This is a genomic window from Curtobacterium sp. MCLR17_040, from assembly GCF_003234735.1.
Taxonomy (GTDB): domain Bacteria; phylum Actinomycetota; class Actinomycetes; order Actinomycetales; family Microbacteriaceae; genus Curtobacterium; species Curtobacterium flaccumfaciens.
In genome coordinates this window covers 33367-51108 of the sequence record NZ_QKTE01000012.1, presented here as the reverse complement: position 1 = coordinate 51108, position 17742 = coordinate 33367, and the positions used below count along the sequence as shown (strand labels likewise).

Here is a 17742-nt window from a genome sequence, read left to right as displayed (position 1 = left end):
CGACCGACGAGCGGACGGGAGGCCCGTGGCGGCGCCGCCATGGGCCTCCCGTCCGTCACGCGAGTGCGTCGACGACCGCGCGGTGTCGCGCGACGCTGGCCCCGTCGAACGCACCGAGCAGGTGCAGCGTGGCGATCCGGAACACGAGGGCACGCAGGAGCAACTGCCGCCACTGGTGTTCGCCCTCGCCGAGATCGTCGAGGCGGTCGACGGACACGCCGTGCCAACAGACCGCGTCGACTGCGGCGATCGCGGCTCCCGTGCCGGCCGGACGCCAGTACGGTGGCCAGTCGATGATCGCGGGGGCGAGTCCCTCCGCGAACAGGACGTTGCCGAGCAGGTCCCCGTGGACCAACTGCGCCGGCGCGTGGACGGGACGGAACGCCGCGGCCAGGCGATCGAGGGTCGGGTCGGTCGGCAGTGGTGCCTCGCCCCAGGCCATGCGGTCGGCGCGACGCCACGGGTCGTCGGTCTCGGGGTCGGCCGTCCGGAGGAACGCGGGGCACCCGACGCCGGCGACTGCGCGGTGGAAGGCCCGACCCGCTCGGATGACGTCGTCGACACGGGTCTCGTCAGCTGCCCCGGCGACGAACTCCCACGCCTCCCACTCCCCGCACCGCCAGGCACCGGCGCGAGTGGGCACCGGTCTCGGAGTCCGGAACGCCGACGTGTGGCCCAGGTCCGCGAGCACCGCAGCGCGCCAGTCCGTCACGAGCGCACCGTCGTGGGGCCGGAGGACGATGTCGCCCGCCCGCCAGGAGCGGCCGCGGCCGCCCACGAGTGGCACCGGTGTGGCTGTTCCCGCACCGAACGCGGCGAGCACTCCGGGATCCGGTGGTGCCGGCTGGCCGTCGGTCACGCGGTCCGGAGGATCTTCGCCATCGGCCGGCCCTTGGCGACCTCGTCGACGAGCTTGTCGAGGTACCGGATCTGCCGCATGAGCGGGTCGTCGAGCTCCTCGATCCGCACCCCGCAGATCACCCCGGTGATGAGCGGGGCGTTCGGGTTGAGGTGCGCGCCGGCGAAGAAGTCCTCGAACGTGGTCCGGTCGGCCAGGTGCTGCGCGAGCGCCCGGTCGTCGAAACCGGTCAACCACTCGATGACGGTGTCGAGCTCCGCCTTCGTGTGGCCCTTCCGCTCCACCTTCGCCAGGTAGTGCCCGTAGACGTCCGCGACGGGCGTCCCGAAGATCCGGTGACCGGCCATGGTCGACGCTCCTACACCAGGCAGCGAGGTCCGAGCAGGCTCTTCAGCTCGCCGAACAGGTCGGGGGTCAGGTTCACCGGGAACGGCAGCTCGAACGTGCGCGCGACGTCGTCCTTGAGCAGCTTCAGCCGGACCTCGGTGTCACCCTGGTGGCGCCCGAGCACGGCGGCGAGTTCCGTCACCGTGGTCGTCGTGGCCTGGCGTTCCGGCAGCGACAGGGTGAGCGGGCCGGAGCCCATCGCGTCGCCGACGTTCGGCTGGAACATGCTCACCGCGTGCAGGGCCTTGCCGTCGTCGCGGACGTTGACGCGGCCGCGCAGGACGACGATCGAGTCGGGCACCAGGGACGGGCCGAACTCCTGGTACGTCTTGCCCAGGAACATCACGCCGATCTGGCCGCCGAAGTCCTCGATGTCGACGATGCCGTACGGGTTGCCGCTCGTCTTCGCCACCCGGTGCTGCACGCTCGTCAGCAGGCCGGCGACGGTCACCGTCTCGCCCTCGATCGAGTCGTCGGCGGTGAGCAGGTCGGCGATGGTGATCGACTGGTGCTTCGCGAGCTCGATCTCGAGCCCGGCGAGCGGGTGGTCGGACACGTAGAGCCCGAGCATGTCCCGCTCGAACGCCAGCTTGTCGCGCTTGGACCACTCCGGACGGTCCGGCACCTGGGACACCGCGGCGCTCGGGGCGTCCTCGGCTGCCTCGGCGAAGAGCGAGTCGAAGTCGAACCCGACGTTGCCGTGGGCCTCGTCGCGCTTGACCTTCACCGCGCCCTCGACCGCGCCCTCGTGGATCTCCACCAGGGCTCGGCGGGTGTCGCCGAACTCGTCGAAGGCACCGGCCTTGATGAGCGACTCGACCGTGCGCTTGTTCGCCGACGAGATCGGGATCTTGCGCAGGAAGTCGTGGAACGACTCGAAGGCGCCCTTCTCGGTCCGCGCCTTGACGATGTCGTCGACGACGTTGAACCCGACGTTGCGGATGGCACCCATGCCGAAGCGGATGTCGTCGCCGACTGCGGCGAAGAAGCCGATCGACTCGTTGACGTCCGGCGGCATCACCTTGATGCCCATGCGGCGGCACTCGTTCAGGTAGAGCGCGAGCTTGTCCCGGGCGTCGCCGACGCTCGTCAGCAGCGCCGCCATGTACTCGGCCGGGTAGTGCGCCTTGAGGTACGCGGTCCAGAAGGACACCACACCGTAGGCCGCCGAGTGCGCCTTGTTGAACGCGTAGTCGGAGAAGGGCAGCAGGATGTCCCACAGCGTCTTGATCGCCGCGTCGGAGTACCCGTTGTCCTTCATGCCCTGCTGGAAGCCCGCGTACTGCTTGTCGAGCTCGGACTTCTTCTTCTTGCCCATCGCGCGGCGGAGGATGTCCGCCTGGCCGAGGGAGAACCCGGCGACCTTCTGCGCGATGGCCATGACCTGCTCCTGGTAGATGATCAGGCCGTAGGTCGTGCCGATGATGTCCTTGAGGGGCTCCTCGAGCTCCGGGTGGATCGGCGTGATCGGCTGCTCGCCGTTCTTGCGGAGCGCGTAGTTCGTGTGCGAGTTCGCACCCATGGGCCCCGGGCGGTACAGGGCGATGAGCGCGGAGATGTCCTCGAAGTTGTCGGGCTTCATCAGCCGCAGCAGGCCACGCATCGGCCCGCCGTCGAGCTGGAACACGCCGAGGGTGTCACCGCGCTGCAGGAGCGCGTACGCCTCGGGGTCCTCGAGCCCCATGTTCTCGAGGTCGAGCTCGGTCCCACGGTTCGTCTTGATGTTGTCGAGGGCGTCACTGATGATCGTGAGGTTGCGGAGCCCCAGGAAGTCCATCTTGATCAGGCCGAGCGACTCTGCTGCCGGGTAGTCGAACTGCGTGACGATCTGGCCGTCCTGCTCCCGCTTCATGATCGGGATGATGTCGATGAGCGGATCGCTCGACATGATGACGCCGGCCGCGTGCACGCCCCACTGGCGCTTCAGCCCCTCGAGCCCGAGTGCGGTGTCGAAGACGGTCTTCGCCTCGGGGTCGGTCTCGACCACGGTGCGGACGTCGACGGCTTCCTTGTAGCGCGGGTGGTCCTTGTCGAAGATCCCGGTGAGCGGGATGTCCTTGCCCATCACGGGCGGCGGCATGGCCTTGGTGAGCTTCTCGCCCATGCCGAACGGGAACCCGAGGACGCGCGAGGAGTCCTTCAGCGCCTGCTTCGCCTTGATCGTGCCGTACGTGACGATCTGCGCGACGCGCTCCGACCCGTACTTCTCGGTGACGTACTTGATCGCCTCACCGCGGCGCCGGTCGTCGAAGTCGACGTCGAAGTCGGGCATCGAGACGCGGTCCGGGTTGAGGAACCGCTCGAAGATCAGGCCGTGCCGGATGGGGTCGAGGTCGGTGATGCGCATCGCGTACGCGACCATCGAGCCGGCACCGGAGCCACGACCCGGACCGACGCGGATGCCGTTGTTCTTGGACCAGTTGATGAAGTCCGCGACCACCAGGAAGTAGCCCGGGAACCCCATCTGGTTGATGATGCCGACCTCGTAGTCGGCGCGGTCCTGCACCTCTTTCGAGATGCCGTCCGGGTACCGGTAGTCCAGCCCCTTCGCGACCTCTTTCTCGAACCAGGAGTGCTCGGTCTCGCCCTCGGGCACCGGGAACTTCGGCATGTAGTTGGCCGAGGTGTCGAACTCGACGTTGCAGCGTTCCGCGATGAGCAGCGTGTTGTCGCAGGCCTCGAGGTTGTCCCGGAAGACGTGCCGCATCTGCGCCGGGGTCTTCAGGTAGAACTCGTCGGCGTCGAACTTGAAGCGGTTGGGGTCGTTCAGGGTCGAGCCGGACTGCACGCAGAGCAGTGCCGCGTGCGACTTGGCGTCGTGGGCGTGCGTGTAGTGCAGGTCGTTGGTGCCGACCAGCGGGATGTCGAGGTCCTTCGCCAGGCGGATCAGGTCGCTCATGATCCGGCGTTCGATCTCGAGGCCGTGGTCCATGACCTCGGCGAAGTAGTTCTCCTTGCCGAAGATGTCGCGGTAGTCGGCGGCGGCCTGCACCGCTTCGTCGTACTGGCCGAGCCGCAGGCGCGTCTGGATCTCCCCCGAGGGGCAGCCCGTGGTGGCGATGATGCCCTCGTGGTACTCCTGCAGGAGCTCGATGTCCATGCGGGGCTTGAAGTAGTAGCCCTCGAGCGACGCCTTGGACGACAGCCGGAACAGGTTGTGCATGCCCGTGGTGTTCTCGGCGAACATCGTCATGTGCGTGTACGAGCCGGCGCCGGACACATCGTCGCCCCCGCCGTCACCCCAGCGCACACGGGTCTTGTCCGAGCGGTGCGTGCGGGGCGTGATGTACGCCTCGGTCCCGATGATCGGTTTGACGCCACCGGCCTTGGCGGCCTTCCAGAACTCGAAGGCGCCGAACATGTTGCCGTGGTCGGTCACCGCCACGGCGGGCATCCCCTGCGCGGCGGTCTCCGCCACGAGGTCGGAGAGCCTGGCGGCACCGTCGAGCATCGAGTACTCGCTGTGCACGTGCAGGTGGACGAAGGAGTCGGAATCCGACACGGAACCTCCGGTTCGTACGGTGTGCTGCGGGGTGGGAACAGCCTAACCGCGGCCGCCCACATTCCCGCGCGCGTCGGGGTGGACAGGAGGCGCGGGGCGGGGCCGCACCGTGCCTCCAGGCCGGCATCGGGTCGCGACGCGCGCGGGGCGCCCGCTGAAGGGGCAGGACACGCCGCACCCACTCCCTCGCGGGGGCAGAAAGCGTCGCCCGGCGGCGCCCCAGCCGACAGTTCATGACCCCTCGGCGCAGGCGCCCGGGCGCGTCGGACGGGAGGCTCGGGGCGGGCGCGCAGCGCGCCTCCAGACCGGCACCGGGTCGCGACCCCCGCGGGGCGCCCCGCCGAGGGCGCAGAAAGCGTCGCCTGGCGGCGCCGCAGCCGACAGTTCATGTCCCCTCGGCGCAGGCACCCGGGCGCGTCGGTCTGGACACGCGCGGGGCGCCCCGCCGAGAGAGCAGGACACGCCGCACGCGCTCCCCCGCGGGCACACAAAGCGTCGCCTGGCGGCGCCGCAGCCGACAGTTCGTGACCCCTCGGCGCAACGGCCCGGGCACGGCGGACGGGAGGCTCGTGGCGGACCCGCACCGCGCCTCCAGGCCGGCTCCGGGTCGCCACACGCGCGGGGCGCGCCGCCGAGAGAGCAGGACACGCCGCACGCGCTCCGCCGAGGGCACACAAAGCGTCGCCTGGCGGCGCCGCAGCCGACAGTTCGTGACCTCTCGGCGCAACGGCCCGGGCGTGCCGGACGGGAGGCTCGGCGCGGGGCCGCAGCGCGCCTCCAGACTGGAACCGCGTCACGACACGCGCGAGGCGCCCCGCCGAGACGGCAGGACACGCCGCACGCGCTCCGCCGCGGGCGCAGAAAGCGTCGTCTGACGGCCTCCCAGCCGACAGTTCGCGACCACTCGGCGCAAGCTCCCGGGCGCGTCAGAGCGACGCACTCCGGATCTGCTCCAGCGCTGCCTGCAGGTCGTCCGGGTACTGCGCCTCGAAGGACACCCACTCGCCCGTGCGGGGGTGGTCGAAGCCGAGCCGGACGGCGTCGAGCCACTGGCGCGTCAGCCCGAGCTCGGTCGCCAGCACCGGGTCGGCGCCGTACATCGTGTCCCCGACGAGCGGGTGGCGTGTGGCAGCCATGTGCACCCGGATCTGGTGGGTGCGCCCGGTCTCCAGGTGCACCTCGAGCAGGGTGGCGGCGCGGAAGGCCTCGAGCGTCTCGTAGTGGGTGACGCTCGGCTTGCCCTCCGACGTGACCGCGAACTTCCAGTCGCTCGACGGGTGCCGCCCGATGGGGGCGTCGATCGTGCCCGAGGTCGGGTCGGGGTGGCCCTGCGCGAGTGCGTGGTAGACCTTCTCGACCGTGCGCTCCTTGAACGCCCGCTTCAGGTGCGTGTACGCCAGCTCGGTCTTCGCGACGACCATCAGGCCCGAGGTCCCGACGTCGAGGCGGTGCACGATCCCGGCACGTTCGGCGGCACCCGACGTCGCGATCGTGAACCCGGCGGCGGCGAGGCCCCCGGGCACGGTCGGACCGTCCCACCCCGGCGAGGGGTGCGCAGCGACACCGACGGGCTTGTCAACGACGACGATGTCCTCGTCGTCGTGCACGATCGTCATGCCCGGCACGGCCGCCGGCACGATGCGCGGCGGCTCCTTCGGGGTCCACTCGACCTCGAGCCAGGAGTCGGCGTGCAGCCGGTCCGACTTGTCGACGGGGACGCCGTCGACGCGGACGCCACCGGCCGCGACGACGTCGGCCGCGAACGACCGGCTGAAGCCGAGGAGCTTCGCGATGGCGGCGTCGACGCGCTCACCGGCGAGCCCGTCGGGCACGGGAAGAGAACGCGATTCGCTCACGTGGCGTCGTGGCCCAGCGTGTCGCGACGGTCGCGGTCCTCCGGCCTGGAGGCGCGGGTCGGCTCGTCGAGAGCCGCATCAGCCGACGAGAACGCGGCCCCACCGTCGAGGGGCTGCGCCGCGTCGACCGGCTGCGCCGCGTCGAGCTGCGCCTGGCGCTTGGCCGAGAGCGTGCGGGTGCCGTCGAGGTTCACCCCGAGGATCACCAGCAGCACGAAGACCACCATGCTGATGCAGATGAAGGAGTCGGCGACGTTGTAGATCGCCGGCATCATCCACGGCGTCGAGATGAAGTCGACGACGTGGCCACGACCGAAGCCCGGCTCACGGAAGAGCCGGTCGAGCAGGTTGCCCAGCGCGCCGCCGAGCAGCATGCCGAGCACGATGGCCCACCACATCGACCGGATGCGACGCGAGTACACGATGATCGCGACGACGACCGCGGCCGAGATGACCGAGAACACCCAGGTCATGTTCACCGCGAACGAGAACGCGGCCCCCGGGTTCCGGACGTACAGGAACTGCAACGCCCCGCCGAGGACCGGGACGGGAGTGCCGTAGGGCAGGTTCGCGACGACCAGCGTCTTGGCGACCTGGTCGAACGCCACCACCACGACAGCGGCGAAGGCCAGTGCCGCGATCGCGCGGACACTGACCTTCGCTCGTGATGCTGGTCGCGACAACGTCAGTTGCCGAAGCCCTGCGCCGAAGCCGGCGCCGGGGTGAGACCGGACTGCTCGCCCGAGGTGTCGAGCTCGGAGAGCTGCCCCTGGATGTAGCTCTTGAGCTGCGCACGGTAGTCGCGCTCGAAGGTCCGGAGCTCGTCGATCTTGCCCTCGAGCTGGCGCTGCTCCTGCTCGAGCACCGCGACACGCTGACGGTTCGTGTTCTCGGTGTCGGCGATGATCTGGCGCTGCTTCGCCTCGGCCTCGGAGACCAGGCGAGCCGCCTGGGCCGTGCCCTCGGCGATGAGCGCGTCGCGCTTCTCGATGCCCTCGCGGACGTGCTCCTCGTGGAGACGACGCGCCAGGGTCAGGAGGTTCGTGGTGCCCTCGGTGTCCTCGTCGGCGGGGACCGTCGTGGCCGGTGCCGCCGCGGCGACCGGAGCGGGCTCCGGTGCTGCCTCGACCGGGGCCGGGGTGGGCTCCGGCTCGGCCGCGGGAGCGGGCTGCTCGGCCTGCGCCGGCTGCGGGGCCGACTCAGCCGCCTGCAGGCGCTGGCGGAGCTCGTCGTTCTCCGCGGTCAGGCGACGGAGCTCGACCACGACCTCGTCGAGGAAGTCGTCGACCTCGTCCTGGTCGTAGCCCTCGCGGAACTTCGTCGGCTGGAACCGCTTGTTGACTACGTCTTCCGGCGTCAAAGCCATTGCCGTCACCTCAATAGAACTGCTGAACGTGTGGAACCGCGTGCGGTGCGACCGAATCTACCAGTCGTACCGTGCGGTGCGGATGCGCCACCGGAGCGGGCATCGATCCCGACCACCGTACACCGACGATGGGGCGGAACCGTGACCTGCGCCGGGCGTGGCGCGTGTCGCGGACGGGAGTCCGCTCAGATACCGCGTGCCAGAGCGGCGACGACGAACCGGGCGATGATGACGACGAGCATCACGATCGTCCAGCCGAAGTCGAGCGCCACCGGCCCGAGTCGGAGCGGCGGGAGGACCCGTCGCACCGCTCGGATGGGCGGATCCGTGACCGTGTAGACGAACTCGGACACCACGAGCATGCCCCCGCGCGGCCGCCAGGAACGGTTGAAGCTCTGCACGAGGTCGAGCGCGAAGCGCCCCCACATCACGAAGAAGTACAGGAGCAACGCGAGGGAGATGATCCCTAGGATCACGGACACGATGGGGCTCGCTCGTCTCGGGCGAGCGTCGTCAGACGACGCTCAGGGGCGGGTGTGCCGGGTACGGCTCAGGACTGGGCGAAGAAGTTCGCCTCGATGTCGGACTCTACCTCAGCGGGCTCACCGCTCACTGCGACGTGGGCCGGCGACAGGAGGAAGACCTTGTTCGTGACGCGCTCGATCTTGCCGAACAGGCCGAGCGACAGCCCGGAGGCGAAGTCGATCATGCGTCGGGCGTCACCCTCGGTCATCTGCGAGAGGTTGATGATGACGGGGATGCCGTCGCGGAAGCTCTCGGCGATGGACTGGGCGTCCTTGTACTCGCGCGGGTGGACGGTGAGGATCTCGTTCATTTCCTGGACCGGGGTCGCCTTCTGTGCGGTCGTGTGCGAGCGGCGGAGCGGAGTGACCTGGGCGCCGCGCTGGTGGGTGTGCGTCTTGGTGGGAGCCGGCGCCGCTGCGGGAGCGGCCGCCGGGGCTGCTGCCGCGGCAGGGGCTTCCTGCGGTTCGGCGGGCGCTGGAGCAGCCGCTGCGGCCTGGCGAGCAGGGGCTGCCTGCTGGCGCGCGGGCTCGGCCTGCTGCTCGTCCTCGTAGTCGAGTTCCTCATCGGCGAGGCCGAGGTAGACCATCGTCTTCTTCAGCGGGTTGGCCATGGTTCCTCCGGGGTTCGTGCTCGTGGTGCCCTGCAACGAGGCTAGGGTGCGGGCGGCCGGTTTCCCGTGATTGCGGTGCCGATCCGCAGGTGTGTCGCGCCCTCGAGGATCGCCTCGGCGTAGTCCCCGCTCATGCCGGCCGAGATGTCGGTGGCGCCGGGCTCGAGCGACACGACCCGTTCGGAGATCGAGCGGAGTCGGGCGAAGGCGGCTCGGGGCTCCTCGTTCAGGGGCGCGACCGCCATCACACCCCGCAGTCGGATGGTCCCGGTGGCCAGCACACGGGTCACCATCGCCTCGACGTCGTCCGGCTGCACCCCGCCACGGCCGGGGTCGTCGGTGAGGTTGACCTGCACGAAGCCGTCGATGACCGACGGCTCCGGCTCGGCCTCGGTCGGGGCGAACGCGTCGACGACGGAGCCACGGTCGAGCGACTGCACGACGTGGGCGTACCGCCGGGCCTGCCGGGCCTTCTTCGACTGCAGCTGCCCGACGAAGTGCCAGGTCAGGCCGAGGTCCGCCAGTTCGGCGGCCTTCGCCTGCGCTTCCTGGTGGCGGTTCTCCCCCACGTCCGTCACGCCGAGTGCGGCGAGCTCGCGCACGAGCGACGCCGGGTGGTACTTCGTGACGACGACGAGCGTGAGCTCGTCGGGCGAACGCCCTGCGGGGCGCGCCGCGTCGGCGATGCCGCTCCGGACGGACGCAACGCGCGCCTCCAGTCCGTCGTCGTGAGACGAGGCCTGGAGGCGCGTGTCGGCTACCAAGGGTGGGTTACTTCAGGAAGTCGGGGACGTCGAGCTCGTCGTCGTCGTCGAACGCCGGGTCGGCGGCGCGCTGCACCGGCGGCTGGTGTTCCTGCGAGGCCCAGGACGGGCTCGACGTGGTGGAGTCCTCGATCGCGCCGGTCGAGGCGGCGACGGGCGCCGCTGCGCTCGACTCCGGGTCGACGTAGCTCGAGCGACGTTCCTTCTGCTGCTGCGCCGGCTCGCCGCCGTCGAAGCCCGCGGCGATGACGGTCACGCGGACCTCGTCGCCCAGGGTGTCGTCGATGACCGCACCGAAGATGATGTTCGCCTCGGGGTGCACGGCTTCCTGCACCAGTCGCGCGGCGTCGTTGATCTCGAAGATGCCGAGGTTCGAGCCACCCTGGATCGACAGCAGCACGCCGTGCGCACCGTCGATCGAGGCCTCGAGCAGCGGCGACGCGACGGCGAGCTCGGCCGCCTTGATCGCACGGTCGGCGCCGCGCGACGAGCCGATGCCCATGAGCGCCGAACCCGCACCCTGCATGACGCTCTTGACGTCGGCGAAGTCGAGGTTGATCAGGCCCGGGGTCGTGATGAGGTCGGTGATGCCCTGCACACCGGCCAGGAGGACCTGGTCGGCCGTGGCGAACGCCTCGACCATGGAGATGCCGCGGTCGCTGATCTCGAGCAGGCGGTCGTTCGGGACGACGATGAGCGTGTCCACCTCGTCCTTGAGGCCCGCGACGCCGTTCTCGGCCTGCGACTGACGGCGCTTGCCCTCGAAGCTGAAGGGCTTCGTGACGACACCGATGGTCAGTGCGCCGATGGACTTCGCGATGCGCGCGACGACCGGTGCGCCACCGGTGCCGGTGCCGCCACCCTCGCCCGCGGTGACGAACACCATGTCGGCGCCGGCCAGGGCCTCTTCGATCTCCTCGGCGTGGTCCTCGGCGGCACGACGGCCGACCTCGGGGTCCGCGCCGGCACCGAGGCCGCGGGTGATCTCGCGGCCGACGTCGAGCTTGACGTCGGCGTCGCTGAGCAGCAGCGCCTGGGCGTCGGTGTTGATCGCGATGAACTCGACCCCACGGAGACCGAGCTCGATCATGCGGTTGACGGCGTTGACGCCGCCGCCGCCGACACCGACGACCTTGATGACGGCGAGGTAGTTGTGGTTCGTGGTCACGTCAGTCAGGCCTCCGGTAGAACCCTCAACCTCTACTTGAAGTTCAGGGGCAATGCTGGTAGATGTGGTGCTGGCTCCGACGCTACGGGTGCGTTCGGCGCAGTGTCGCCCCGCCACGCCGCGTGTCGCCGATCAGGTCCGGCAATTCAGTCCTTGGCGCGGATCACGCCGTTGTCCGGTGCCGAGACGTCGTACTCGACGACGACGCCGGGGTTCCGTGCCGCGTGGTCCTTGACCAGCGCGGCGAGCAGTTCGGCCTTCGCGACCGAGTCGTCCGGGCTCCCCCACACGACGGTCGAGCCGTCCTTGAGCGTCAGGGTGACGTCGTCGGCCGTCGACCCGGCGACGCGCGTCACCTGGGACCGGACCGTCGAGGGCAGCGCCAGCACGACCTCGGTCATCGTGCGGAAGCTCGAGGACCCCAGGCGCGCACGGGCGATGTCGGCGAGCGGCATCGTCGCCGGACGCTTCGGCGACGACTGCACGACGATGCCCGCGGGGTCGACGAGGTCGAAGGTGCTGCCGGAGCGCACCGCGACCACCGGCGTGCGCTCGGTCACCGTGACGACGAGCGTGTGCGGCGGGGCCTCTTCGGTCACGTAGCTCTCGATGAGCGGGAACCCGGCGACGTCCCGCTTGATCGCGTCGAAGTCGAGCCGGGCCAGGGGCGTGCCGATCTGGTCGGACAGCGCCTGGCGCAGCGCGGACTCGTCGACGCGGTTCGTGCCCTTGACCTCGATCGTGCGGAGCGCCATCAGCGGGGAGAACACCGCGACGAGGATCGAGACCCCGAGCACCAGGACGACGCTCGCCGCCGTGATCCACGCGGCGCGGCGGTGCCGGCTGCGCCGGGTGAACCGGCGGACCTCGGCACGCTCGAGCAGCCGGCGGCGTCGCTTCGCGATGCGCGCCTCGCGGGCGGTCTCGGCAGCGCGCACCCGCGCCCCGATGGGCGCCTCGGTGTGCTGGTCGGTCCGGGAGGCACTGCCCGCGTCGAGCACGTCGGTCACGGTCGCGTCGCGGTCGGCTCCACCGCTCGAGGCCGCTCGGCGTTCCGCGTCGCGACGGTCGGCCTCCGGGTCCCGGTGGTCCTCGTTCGGGGTGTACTCGCGCAGGCGGTCGGCGACGGTGGAGAGCCCGGCGCCGAACCGGCGTCCGGCCGCGCCGGCGAACGCGCCGACGCGGTCCCGGTGCGGACCCGACGTGTCGGCGGCGGGCCGGTCCGCGGGGGTGGGCTCGGCGGTGTCGGCGACCGTCTGGTCGACCGGGGCGTCCGGGGCGGACGCGGGACGGGCCTCCTGGTCGTCGGCGACGCGTCCGCGGAACGGCAGCCGCGGCTTCGAGGGACCACGACGCTGCCGGGGCGCTTCCGCGGCCTCGGCCGGGGCGTCCCTGCGGGCGTCCCCCTCGTCGAACCCCTCGGGGCGCTTCACCGGGACGACGCTCCGTCGGTGCCCAGGGCGCCGAGCACCTGCGGGATGATCCGGTACACGTCGCCGCAGCTGAGCGTCATGATGATGTCGCCGTCACGGGCGACCGCGGCCGCGCGGGCCGCCGCTTCGTCCCAGTCGGGCAGGAACTCGACGCGCGACTGGTCGGCGAAGCGCTCCTGCACCAGGGCACCGGTCACGCCGGGCTCCGGGTCCTCGCGGGCGCCGTAGACGTCGAGCACGACCGTGTGGTCGGCGAGCTCCTCGTACACCTTGGCGAAGTCGCCGGCCATCAGGCGGGTGCGCGAGTACAGGTGCGGCTGGTGGATCGCGATGATGCGACCGTCACCGACGACGTTGCGAGCGGCCTTGAGCGCCGCGGCGACCTCGGTCGGGTGGTGCGCGTAGTCGTCGTAGACCGAGACGCCGCGCTCGACGCCGTGCAGCTCGAAGCGGCGCTGGGTGCCGCCGAACGCCTCGAGCCCGCGGACCGCGTCGGCCGGGGCGACGCCGAGGCCGGTCAGGACCGCGAAGGCGCCGACGGCGTTGATCGCGTTGTGGCGGCCGGGCACGCGGAGGGTCAGGTGGTACGCCTCGCCACCGGCGCGGAAGTCGACCTCGACGCCCGCCGACTCGGTGATGCCCTCGATGCGGACGACCGCGTCGACGGCCTCGCCGAACGTGACGATCTCGGGGGCGTCGGCGCACTGGCGGATGCCGGCGGTGACCGTCTTCGCACCGGCGTCGTCGCTCGAGATGACGACGCGCTCGCTCGCCTTCGCGGCGAACTCGACGAAGGCCTCGGTGAAGGCCTCCTCGCTGCCGTAGTGGTCCAGGTGGTCGGCGTCGACGTTGGTGATCAGTGCCACGGCGACGTCGTAGAGCAGGAACGAGCCGTCGGACTCGTCGGCCTCGACCACGAACAGGTCGCTGGACCCCGGGGCCGAACTCGTGCCGAGGGACTGGATGACGCCGCCGTTGACGAAGCTCGGGTCGAGACCGAGCTCGACCATCGCGGTGACGATCATGCCGGTCGAGGTGGTCTTGCCGTGCGCACCAGCGACCGCGACCAGGCGGTGCTCGGCGATCAGGGCGGCGAGGGCCTGCGAGCGGTGCAGCACCGGCAGACCGCGGCGCTGCGCCTCGAGGAGTTCGGGGTTGTCGGGCCAGAGGGCGCTCGTGACGACGATGGTGTCGGCCTCGCCGACGTTCGCGGCGTCGTGACCGATGTGCACGGTCGCGCCGAGGTCGCGCATCGTGCCGGTCGTCTCCGTCTCGCGGGAGTCGCTGCCCGTGACGCGGTGCCCGGCGGCGAGGAACATCCGTGCGATCCCGCTCATCCCCGCGCCGCCGATACCGACGAAGTGCACCGTGCCCAGGTCGTCCGGGATCGGCTGGGTCAGGTCCGGCTTGATGGTCATCGTTCCTCCGTGGTGCTGGGGGCCTGCTTCGCGGCGTCGAGGACCAGGTCGGTCATCCGGTCGGCGCCGTCGCGGTGGCCGACACTGCCCGCCCGCACGGTCATGTCCGCGATGCGGGAGCGGTCCTGCAGGATGCTCAGCAGCTGGAACGTCACCCAGTCCTGGTCGAATTCCCCGTCGGCCACCAGGACGGCTCCCCCGGCGTCGACGACGTCCTTCGCGTTGTGGCGCTGCTCACCGTTGCCCACCGGGTACGGCACGAGCACGCTCGGCAGCCCGACGGCGGTCAGCTCGCACACCATCCCGGCACCGGAGCGCGACACGACGAAGTCGCTCGCCGCGTACGCCAGGTCCATCCGGTCGCAGTAGGGCAGCACGTGGTAGCCGTCGAGGTCGCTCGGGCCGATGTCCGACGCGGCGCCCACGACGTGCAGGACCTGCCAGCCGGCTCCGACGATCGCGGCGGCGGACTTGTTGATCGTCCGGTTGATGCTCCGTGCGCCCGAGGAGCCACCGGTCACGAGCAGCACGGGCCGGTCCGGGTCGAGCCCGAACTCGGCGAGCCCCTCGGCCCGGACGGCACGGCGGTCGAGCGACTCGATCTCGCGACGGAGCGGCATGCCGACGACGCGGCCGTGACGCAGGCGGGTGTTCGAGAAGGTGAGGCCGACGTGCTCGGTGAGGAACGCGGCGAGGCGGTTCGCCAGCCCGGGCTTCGCGTTCTGCTCGTGCACGACGATCGGGGTGCCGGTGCGGCGGGCGGCGATGTACGCCGGAGCGGCGGCGTAGCCACCGACGCCGAGGACCACCTCGATCTCGTGGTCGCGGATGATCTGCTCGGTCCGCTTGACCGCCGCCGCGAAGCGCTGCGGGAAGCGCAGGGCCGCGCCGTTCAGCTTCCGCGGGAACGGCAGGCGCGGGATCGTCAGCAGCTCGTAGCCGCGCATCGGGACGAGACGGGACTCCAGGCCCTCGGCGGTGCCCAGCACGAGCACCTCGGCGCCCGGCTCCCGCTCGGTCAGTCGGTCGGCGACCGCGAGCAGGGGGTTGACGTGGCCGGCAGTGCCGCCGCCGGCGAAGAGGTACTTGCTCACCGCAGTGATCCGTTCGTGGAGGTCCGGCCGAGTGGGGCGTTCGTCAGGCCGGGGTCGTTCTTGCCGGGCAGGTCACGGGCGAAGGAGAGCACGACGCCGATCGCCACCAGGGTCATGATGAGGGCCGAACCACCGGCCGAGATGAGTGGCAGGGGCACACCGAGGACGGGCAGCAGGCCGAGCACGACGGCGATGTTGATGAGCGCCTGGCCGATGATCCACGCGAGGATGCCACCGGTGACCGTCTTCACGAAGGGGTCGCGGGACTGCCGGATGATCTTGATCATGCCGACGGCGAGCACCACGAACAGGCTGAGCACCACGACGGCGCCGATCAGGCCGAGCTCCTCGCCGATGATCGCGAAGATGTAGTCGTTGTCCGCCTCGGGCAGCCACGACCACTTCGCCTTGGAGTTGCCGAGGCCGACGCCGAACACGCCGCCGGACGCGAGCGCCCACATGCCGTGCACGGGCTGCCAGCAGATGTCCTGGTACTGGCTGGTGTCAGTGCATCCGGACAGCCAGGCGCTGATGCGGGTCGAGCGCGAGGCCGAGGCCATCGTCACGAACGGCAGCATCACGGCGAACGCACCGAGGCCGACGAGCAGGTGCCGGGCGCGGACGCCGCCGATGTACAGCGCGCCGAACACCAGGATGAGCATGACCATCGCGGTGCCCTGGTCACCGCCGAGGACGACGAGCCCGAGCGAGAGCATCGAGGCGATCCCGATCGGGATGAACACCTCTTTCCAGTCGTCGAGCTTGTCCCGCTTGACGTAGATGATGGCGCCGATGCCGAGCACCAGCCCGAGCTTCACCACCTCGGACGGCTGCGCGGTGAACGACCCGAGTTCGATCCAGTTCCGGTTGCCCTGGATGTCGATGCCGAGCGGGGTGAACACGAGCAGCTGCAGGACGAGCGCCGCACCGAGCAGCCGCATCGCCCACTTCCGCCAGATCCGGGTCGGGACCCGGCTGGCGATGAGCATGAGCGGCACGCCGAGCACGGCGTACAGGCCCTGGCGTGACGCCGCCCCGAAGAAGTCGTGGGTCGCCGCGTACTCCTCGACGCTCGACGAGGACAGCACCATCACGACGCCGAAGACGACGAGGAACAGCGTGACGCCGAGGATCGTGTAGAAGGTGCTGGACTCCGCGACGAAGACGTTCTTGACGGCGACGATCGCGCCGTTCGTCCGTCGTGGGGTCGTCGCGGTCCGGCCGTTACGGCTGTTCGGAAGATCCGTCGGTGTCGTCGCCATCGACTTCTCCTCCCAGGTGCTCGTTGACCGCGGCCGCGAAACGCTGCCCCCGGTCGGCGTAGGAGCCGAACTGGTCGAACGACGCAGCCGCCGGGGCGAGGAGGACGGTGTCGCCCGGCCTCGCGACCGATGCGGCATGCCGGACCGCCTCGCGCATGACCTGATCAGTGTCCGTCGTCTCCACCTGGAGCACCGGGACCGTGGACGCGTGTCGCGCGAATGCCTCGAGGACCGGGGTCCGGTCGGTGCCGATGACCACGACGGCGCGGACGCCGGGGCCGAAGCGCTCGACCAGCCCGTCGACGTCGACGCCCTTGAACAGACCGCCGACGATCCACACGACGGTGTCGAACGACGCGAGCGACGCGGTGGCGGCGTGCGGGTTCGTGGCCTTGGAGTCGTCGACCCAGGTGATGCCGTCCGCCTGGGCGACGAGCTCGGTGCGGTGGTGGTCGGCGCGGAACGCCCGGACGGCCGACTGGATGGCGCTCGGCTGGACGGTGCCGGCACGGGCCAGGGCAGCGGCGGCCAGGACGTTCATGGTCATGTGCGGGCTGGCGAGCCCGGCGGCCTCGAGGTCGGCGATGGTCGACAGCTCGAGCGCGCTGTTGCGGCGGTCCTCGTTGAAGGCCCTGTCGCACAGGACGTCCTCGACGATGCCGACGTCACCGGGAGCGGGGACGCCGGGGGTGAAGCCGACCGCACGGCAGCCCTCCACCACGTCGGCCTCCTGCACCATCTGCCGGGTGGCCTCGTCCGAGGTGTTGTAGACGCACGCCATCACGGTGCGCTCGTAGACCTTGGCCTTCGCCGCGCGGTACGCCTCGGCGGAGCCGTGCCACTCCAGGTGGTCGTCGGCGATGTTCAGGCAGGCGCTCGCGAGCGGCACCACGGCGCCGTCACCGGAGGTCGCCGCGTAGTGCAGCTGGTGGCTCGAGAGCTCGACGACGAGCACGTCGTAGCCGACCGGGTCGCGGACGACGTCGAGCACCGGCACGCCGATGTTCCCGCACGCGACGGCGCGCAGGCCGCCGGCCTCGTACATCGCGGTCGTGAGCTGTGTCGTCGTCGTCTTGCCGTTCGTGCCCGTGATCGTGATCCAGGGGGCCGCGACCGGGCCGCGGACGACCTTGTCGCGCACGCGCCAGGCGAGCTCGATGTCGCCCCAGACGGTGCTGTTCGTCACCGACCACTGCACGGTGGCGTTGTGCGGGGGCAGCCCCGGCGACACGATGACCACGTCGGGTGCCTGCTGCACGAGGGCGTCCGGCACGGTGTCGAGCGGCGTCTGCAGGAACCGGGCACCGATCACGTCGAGCAGCTCGACGCTGTCGGCGGGGGCGTCGGACGAGTAGACCGTCACCTCGCTGCCGAGCTCCACGAGCGTGTCGGCGACCGAGAACCCGGTGGCACCGAGGCCGAGGACGGCGACGTTGAGCCCCTTCCACCCCTCGGAGTACCAGCTGTCGAGGGACTGGAGGCGGGACGGCGAGGACAC

At 70.8% G+C, this 17742-nt stretch carries 15 protein-coding genes; all 15 read right to left on the bottom strand.

What is annotated here, in order from left to right:
- Nucleotides 1-55: 55 nt before the first annotated feature.
- Entirely contained in the window at nt 56-712 is a 657-nt protein-coding gene (locus DEJ01_RS11590; RefSeq protein ID WP_258375699.1) for a hypothetical protein, read from the bottom strand.
- Nucleotides 713-855: 143 nt separating this feature from the next.
- Nucleotides 856-1206, bottom strand: a complete 351-nt coding sequence (locus DEJ01_RS11585; RefSeq protein WP_111047157.1) for a DUF2200 domain-containing protein — start codon at nt 1204-1206, stop codon at nt 856-858.
- Between the two features lie 11 nt (nt 1207-1217).
- Nucleotides 1218-4697: a DNA polymerase III subunit alpha gene (gene dnaE / locus DEJ01_RS11580; RefSeq protein ID WP_071245757.1), complete on the bottom strand. Its 3480-nt coding sequence runs from the start codon at nt 4695-4697 to the stop codon at nt 1218-1220.
- A gap of 977 nt (nt 4698-5674) precedes the next feature.
- The gene (locus DEJ01_RS11575) at nt 5675-6604 is read right to left on the bottom strand and encodes an RluA family pseudouridine synthase (protein WP_111093043.1); all 930 of its coding nucleotides are present in this window, start codon (nt 6602-6604) and stop codon (nt 5675-5677) included.
- Entirely contained in the window at nt 6601-7287 is a 687-nt protein-coding gene (gene lspA, locus DEJ01_RS11570) for a signal peptidase II (RefSeq protein ID WP_254066176.1), read from the bottom strand. The genes DEJ01_RS11575 and lspA overlap by 4 nt, the downstream gene beginning before the upstream one ends.
- A gap of 2 nt (nt 7288-7289) precedes the next feature.
- On the bottom strand, nt 7290-7970 hold the full coding sequence (locus tag DEJ01_RS11565; protein WP_071405424.1) for a DivIVA domain-containing protein: 681 nt from the start codon (nt 7968-7970) through the stop codon (nt 7290-7292).
- Between the two features lie 185 nt (nt 7971-8155).
- Nucleotides 8156-8452 (bottom strand): YggT family protein, encoded by a 297-nt coding sequence (locus tag DEJ01_RS11560; RefSeq protein ID WP_084741074.1) that lies wholly within the window; start codon nt 8450-8452, stop codon nt 8156-8158.
- Nucleotides 8453-8520: 68 nt separating this feature from the next.
- Nucleotides 8521-9105: a cell division protein SepF gene (locus DEJ01_RS11555; RefSeq protein WP_071405422.1), complete on the bottom strand. Its 585-nt coding sequence runs from the start codon at nt 9103-9105 to the stop codon at nt 8521-8523.
- Between the two features lie 41 nt (nt 9106-9146).
- Nucleotides 9147-9869 (bottom strand): YggS family pyridoxal phosphate-dependent enzyme, encoded by a 723-nt coding sequence (locus tag DEJ01_RS11550; RefSeq protein WP_111093042.1) that lies wholly within the window; start codon nt 9867-9869, stop codon nt 9147-9149.
- Between the two features lie 7 nt (nt 9870-9876).
- The gene (gene ftsZ, locus DEJ01_RS11545) at nt 9877-11037 is read right to left on the bottom strand and encodes a cell division protein FtsZ (protein ID WP_027465251.1); all 1161 of its coding nucleotides are present in this window, start codon (nt 11035-11037) and stop codon (nt 9877-9879) included.
- Between the two features lie 146 nt (nt 11038-11183).
- Nucleotides 11184-12470 (bottom strand): FtsQ-type POTRA domain-containing protein, encoded by a 1287-nt coding sequence (locus DEJ01_RS11540; RefSeq protein WP_111093041.1) that lies wholly within the window; start codon nt 12468-12470, stop codon nt 11184-11186.
- The gene (murC, locus tag DEJ01_RS11535; protein WP_111093040.1) at nt 12467-13888 is read right to left on the bottom strand and encodes a UDP-N-acetylmuramate--L-alanine ligase; all 1422 of its coding nucleotides are present in this window, start codon (nt 13886-13888) and stop codon (nt 12467-12469) included. The genes DEJ01_RS11540 and murC overlap by 4 nt, the downstream gene beginning before the upstream one ends.
- Nucleotides 13885-14982 (bottom strand): undecaprenyldiphospho-muramoylpentapeptide beta-N-acetylglucosaminyltransferase, encoded by a 1098-nt coding sequence (murG, locus tag DEJ01_RS11530; protein ID WP_071405419.1) that lies wholly within the window; start codon nt 14980-14982, stop codon nt 13885-13887. The genes murC and murG overlap by 4 nt, the downstream gene beginning before the upstream one ends.
- Nucleotides 14979-16244, bottom strand: coding sequence for a putative lipid II flippase FtsW (gene ftsW / locus DEJ01_RS11525; RefSeq protein WP_110864618.1), 1266 nt, complete (start codon nt 16242-16244; stop codon nt 14979-14981). The genes murG and ftsW overlap by 4 nt, the downstream gene beginning before the upstream one ends.
- On the bottom strand, nt 16207-17742 hold the full coding sequence (gene murD, locus DEJ01_RS11520; RefSeq protein ID WP_111023104.1) for a UDP-N-acetylmuramoyl-L-alanine--D-glutamate ligase: 1536 nt from the start codon (nt 17740-17742) through the stop codon (nt 16207-16209). The genes ftsW and murD overlap by 38 nt, the downstream gene beginning before the upstream one ends.

Coding starts and splice junctions, on each gene's coding strand:
- DEJ01_RS11565 (WP_071405424.1), bottom strand. CDS start 7,970: ATGGCTTTGACGCCGGAAGACGTAGTCAACAAGCGGTTCCAGCCGACG.
- DEJ01_RS11585 (WP_111047157.1), bottom strand. CDS start 1,206: ATGGCCGGTCACCGGATCTTCGGGACGCCCGTCGCGGACGTCTACGGG.
- dnaE (WP_071245757.1), bottom strand. CDS start 4,697: ATGCTCGACGGTGCCGCCAGGCTCTCCGACCTCGTGGCGGAGACCGCC.
- DEJ01_RS11555 (WP_071405422.1), bottom strand. CDS start 9,105: ATGGCCAACCCGCTGAAGAAGACGATGGTCTACCTCGGCCTCGCCGAT.
- ftsW (WP_110864618.1), bottom strand. CDS start 16,244: ATGGCGACGACACCGACGGATCTTCCGAACAGCCGTAACGGCCGGACC.
- murC (WP_111093040.1), bottom strand. CDS start 13,888: ATGACCATCAAGCCGGACCTGACCCAGCCGATCCCGGACGACCTGGGC.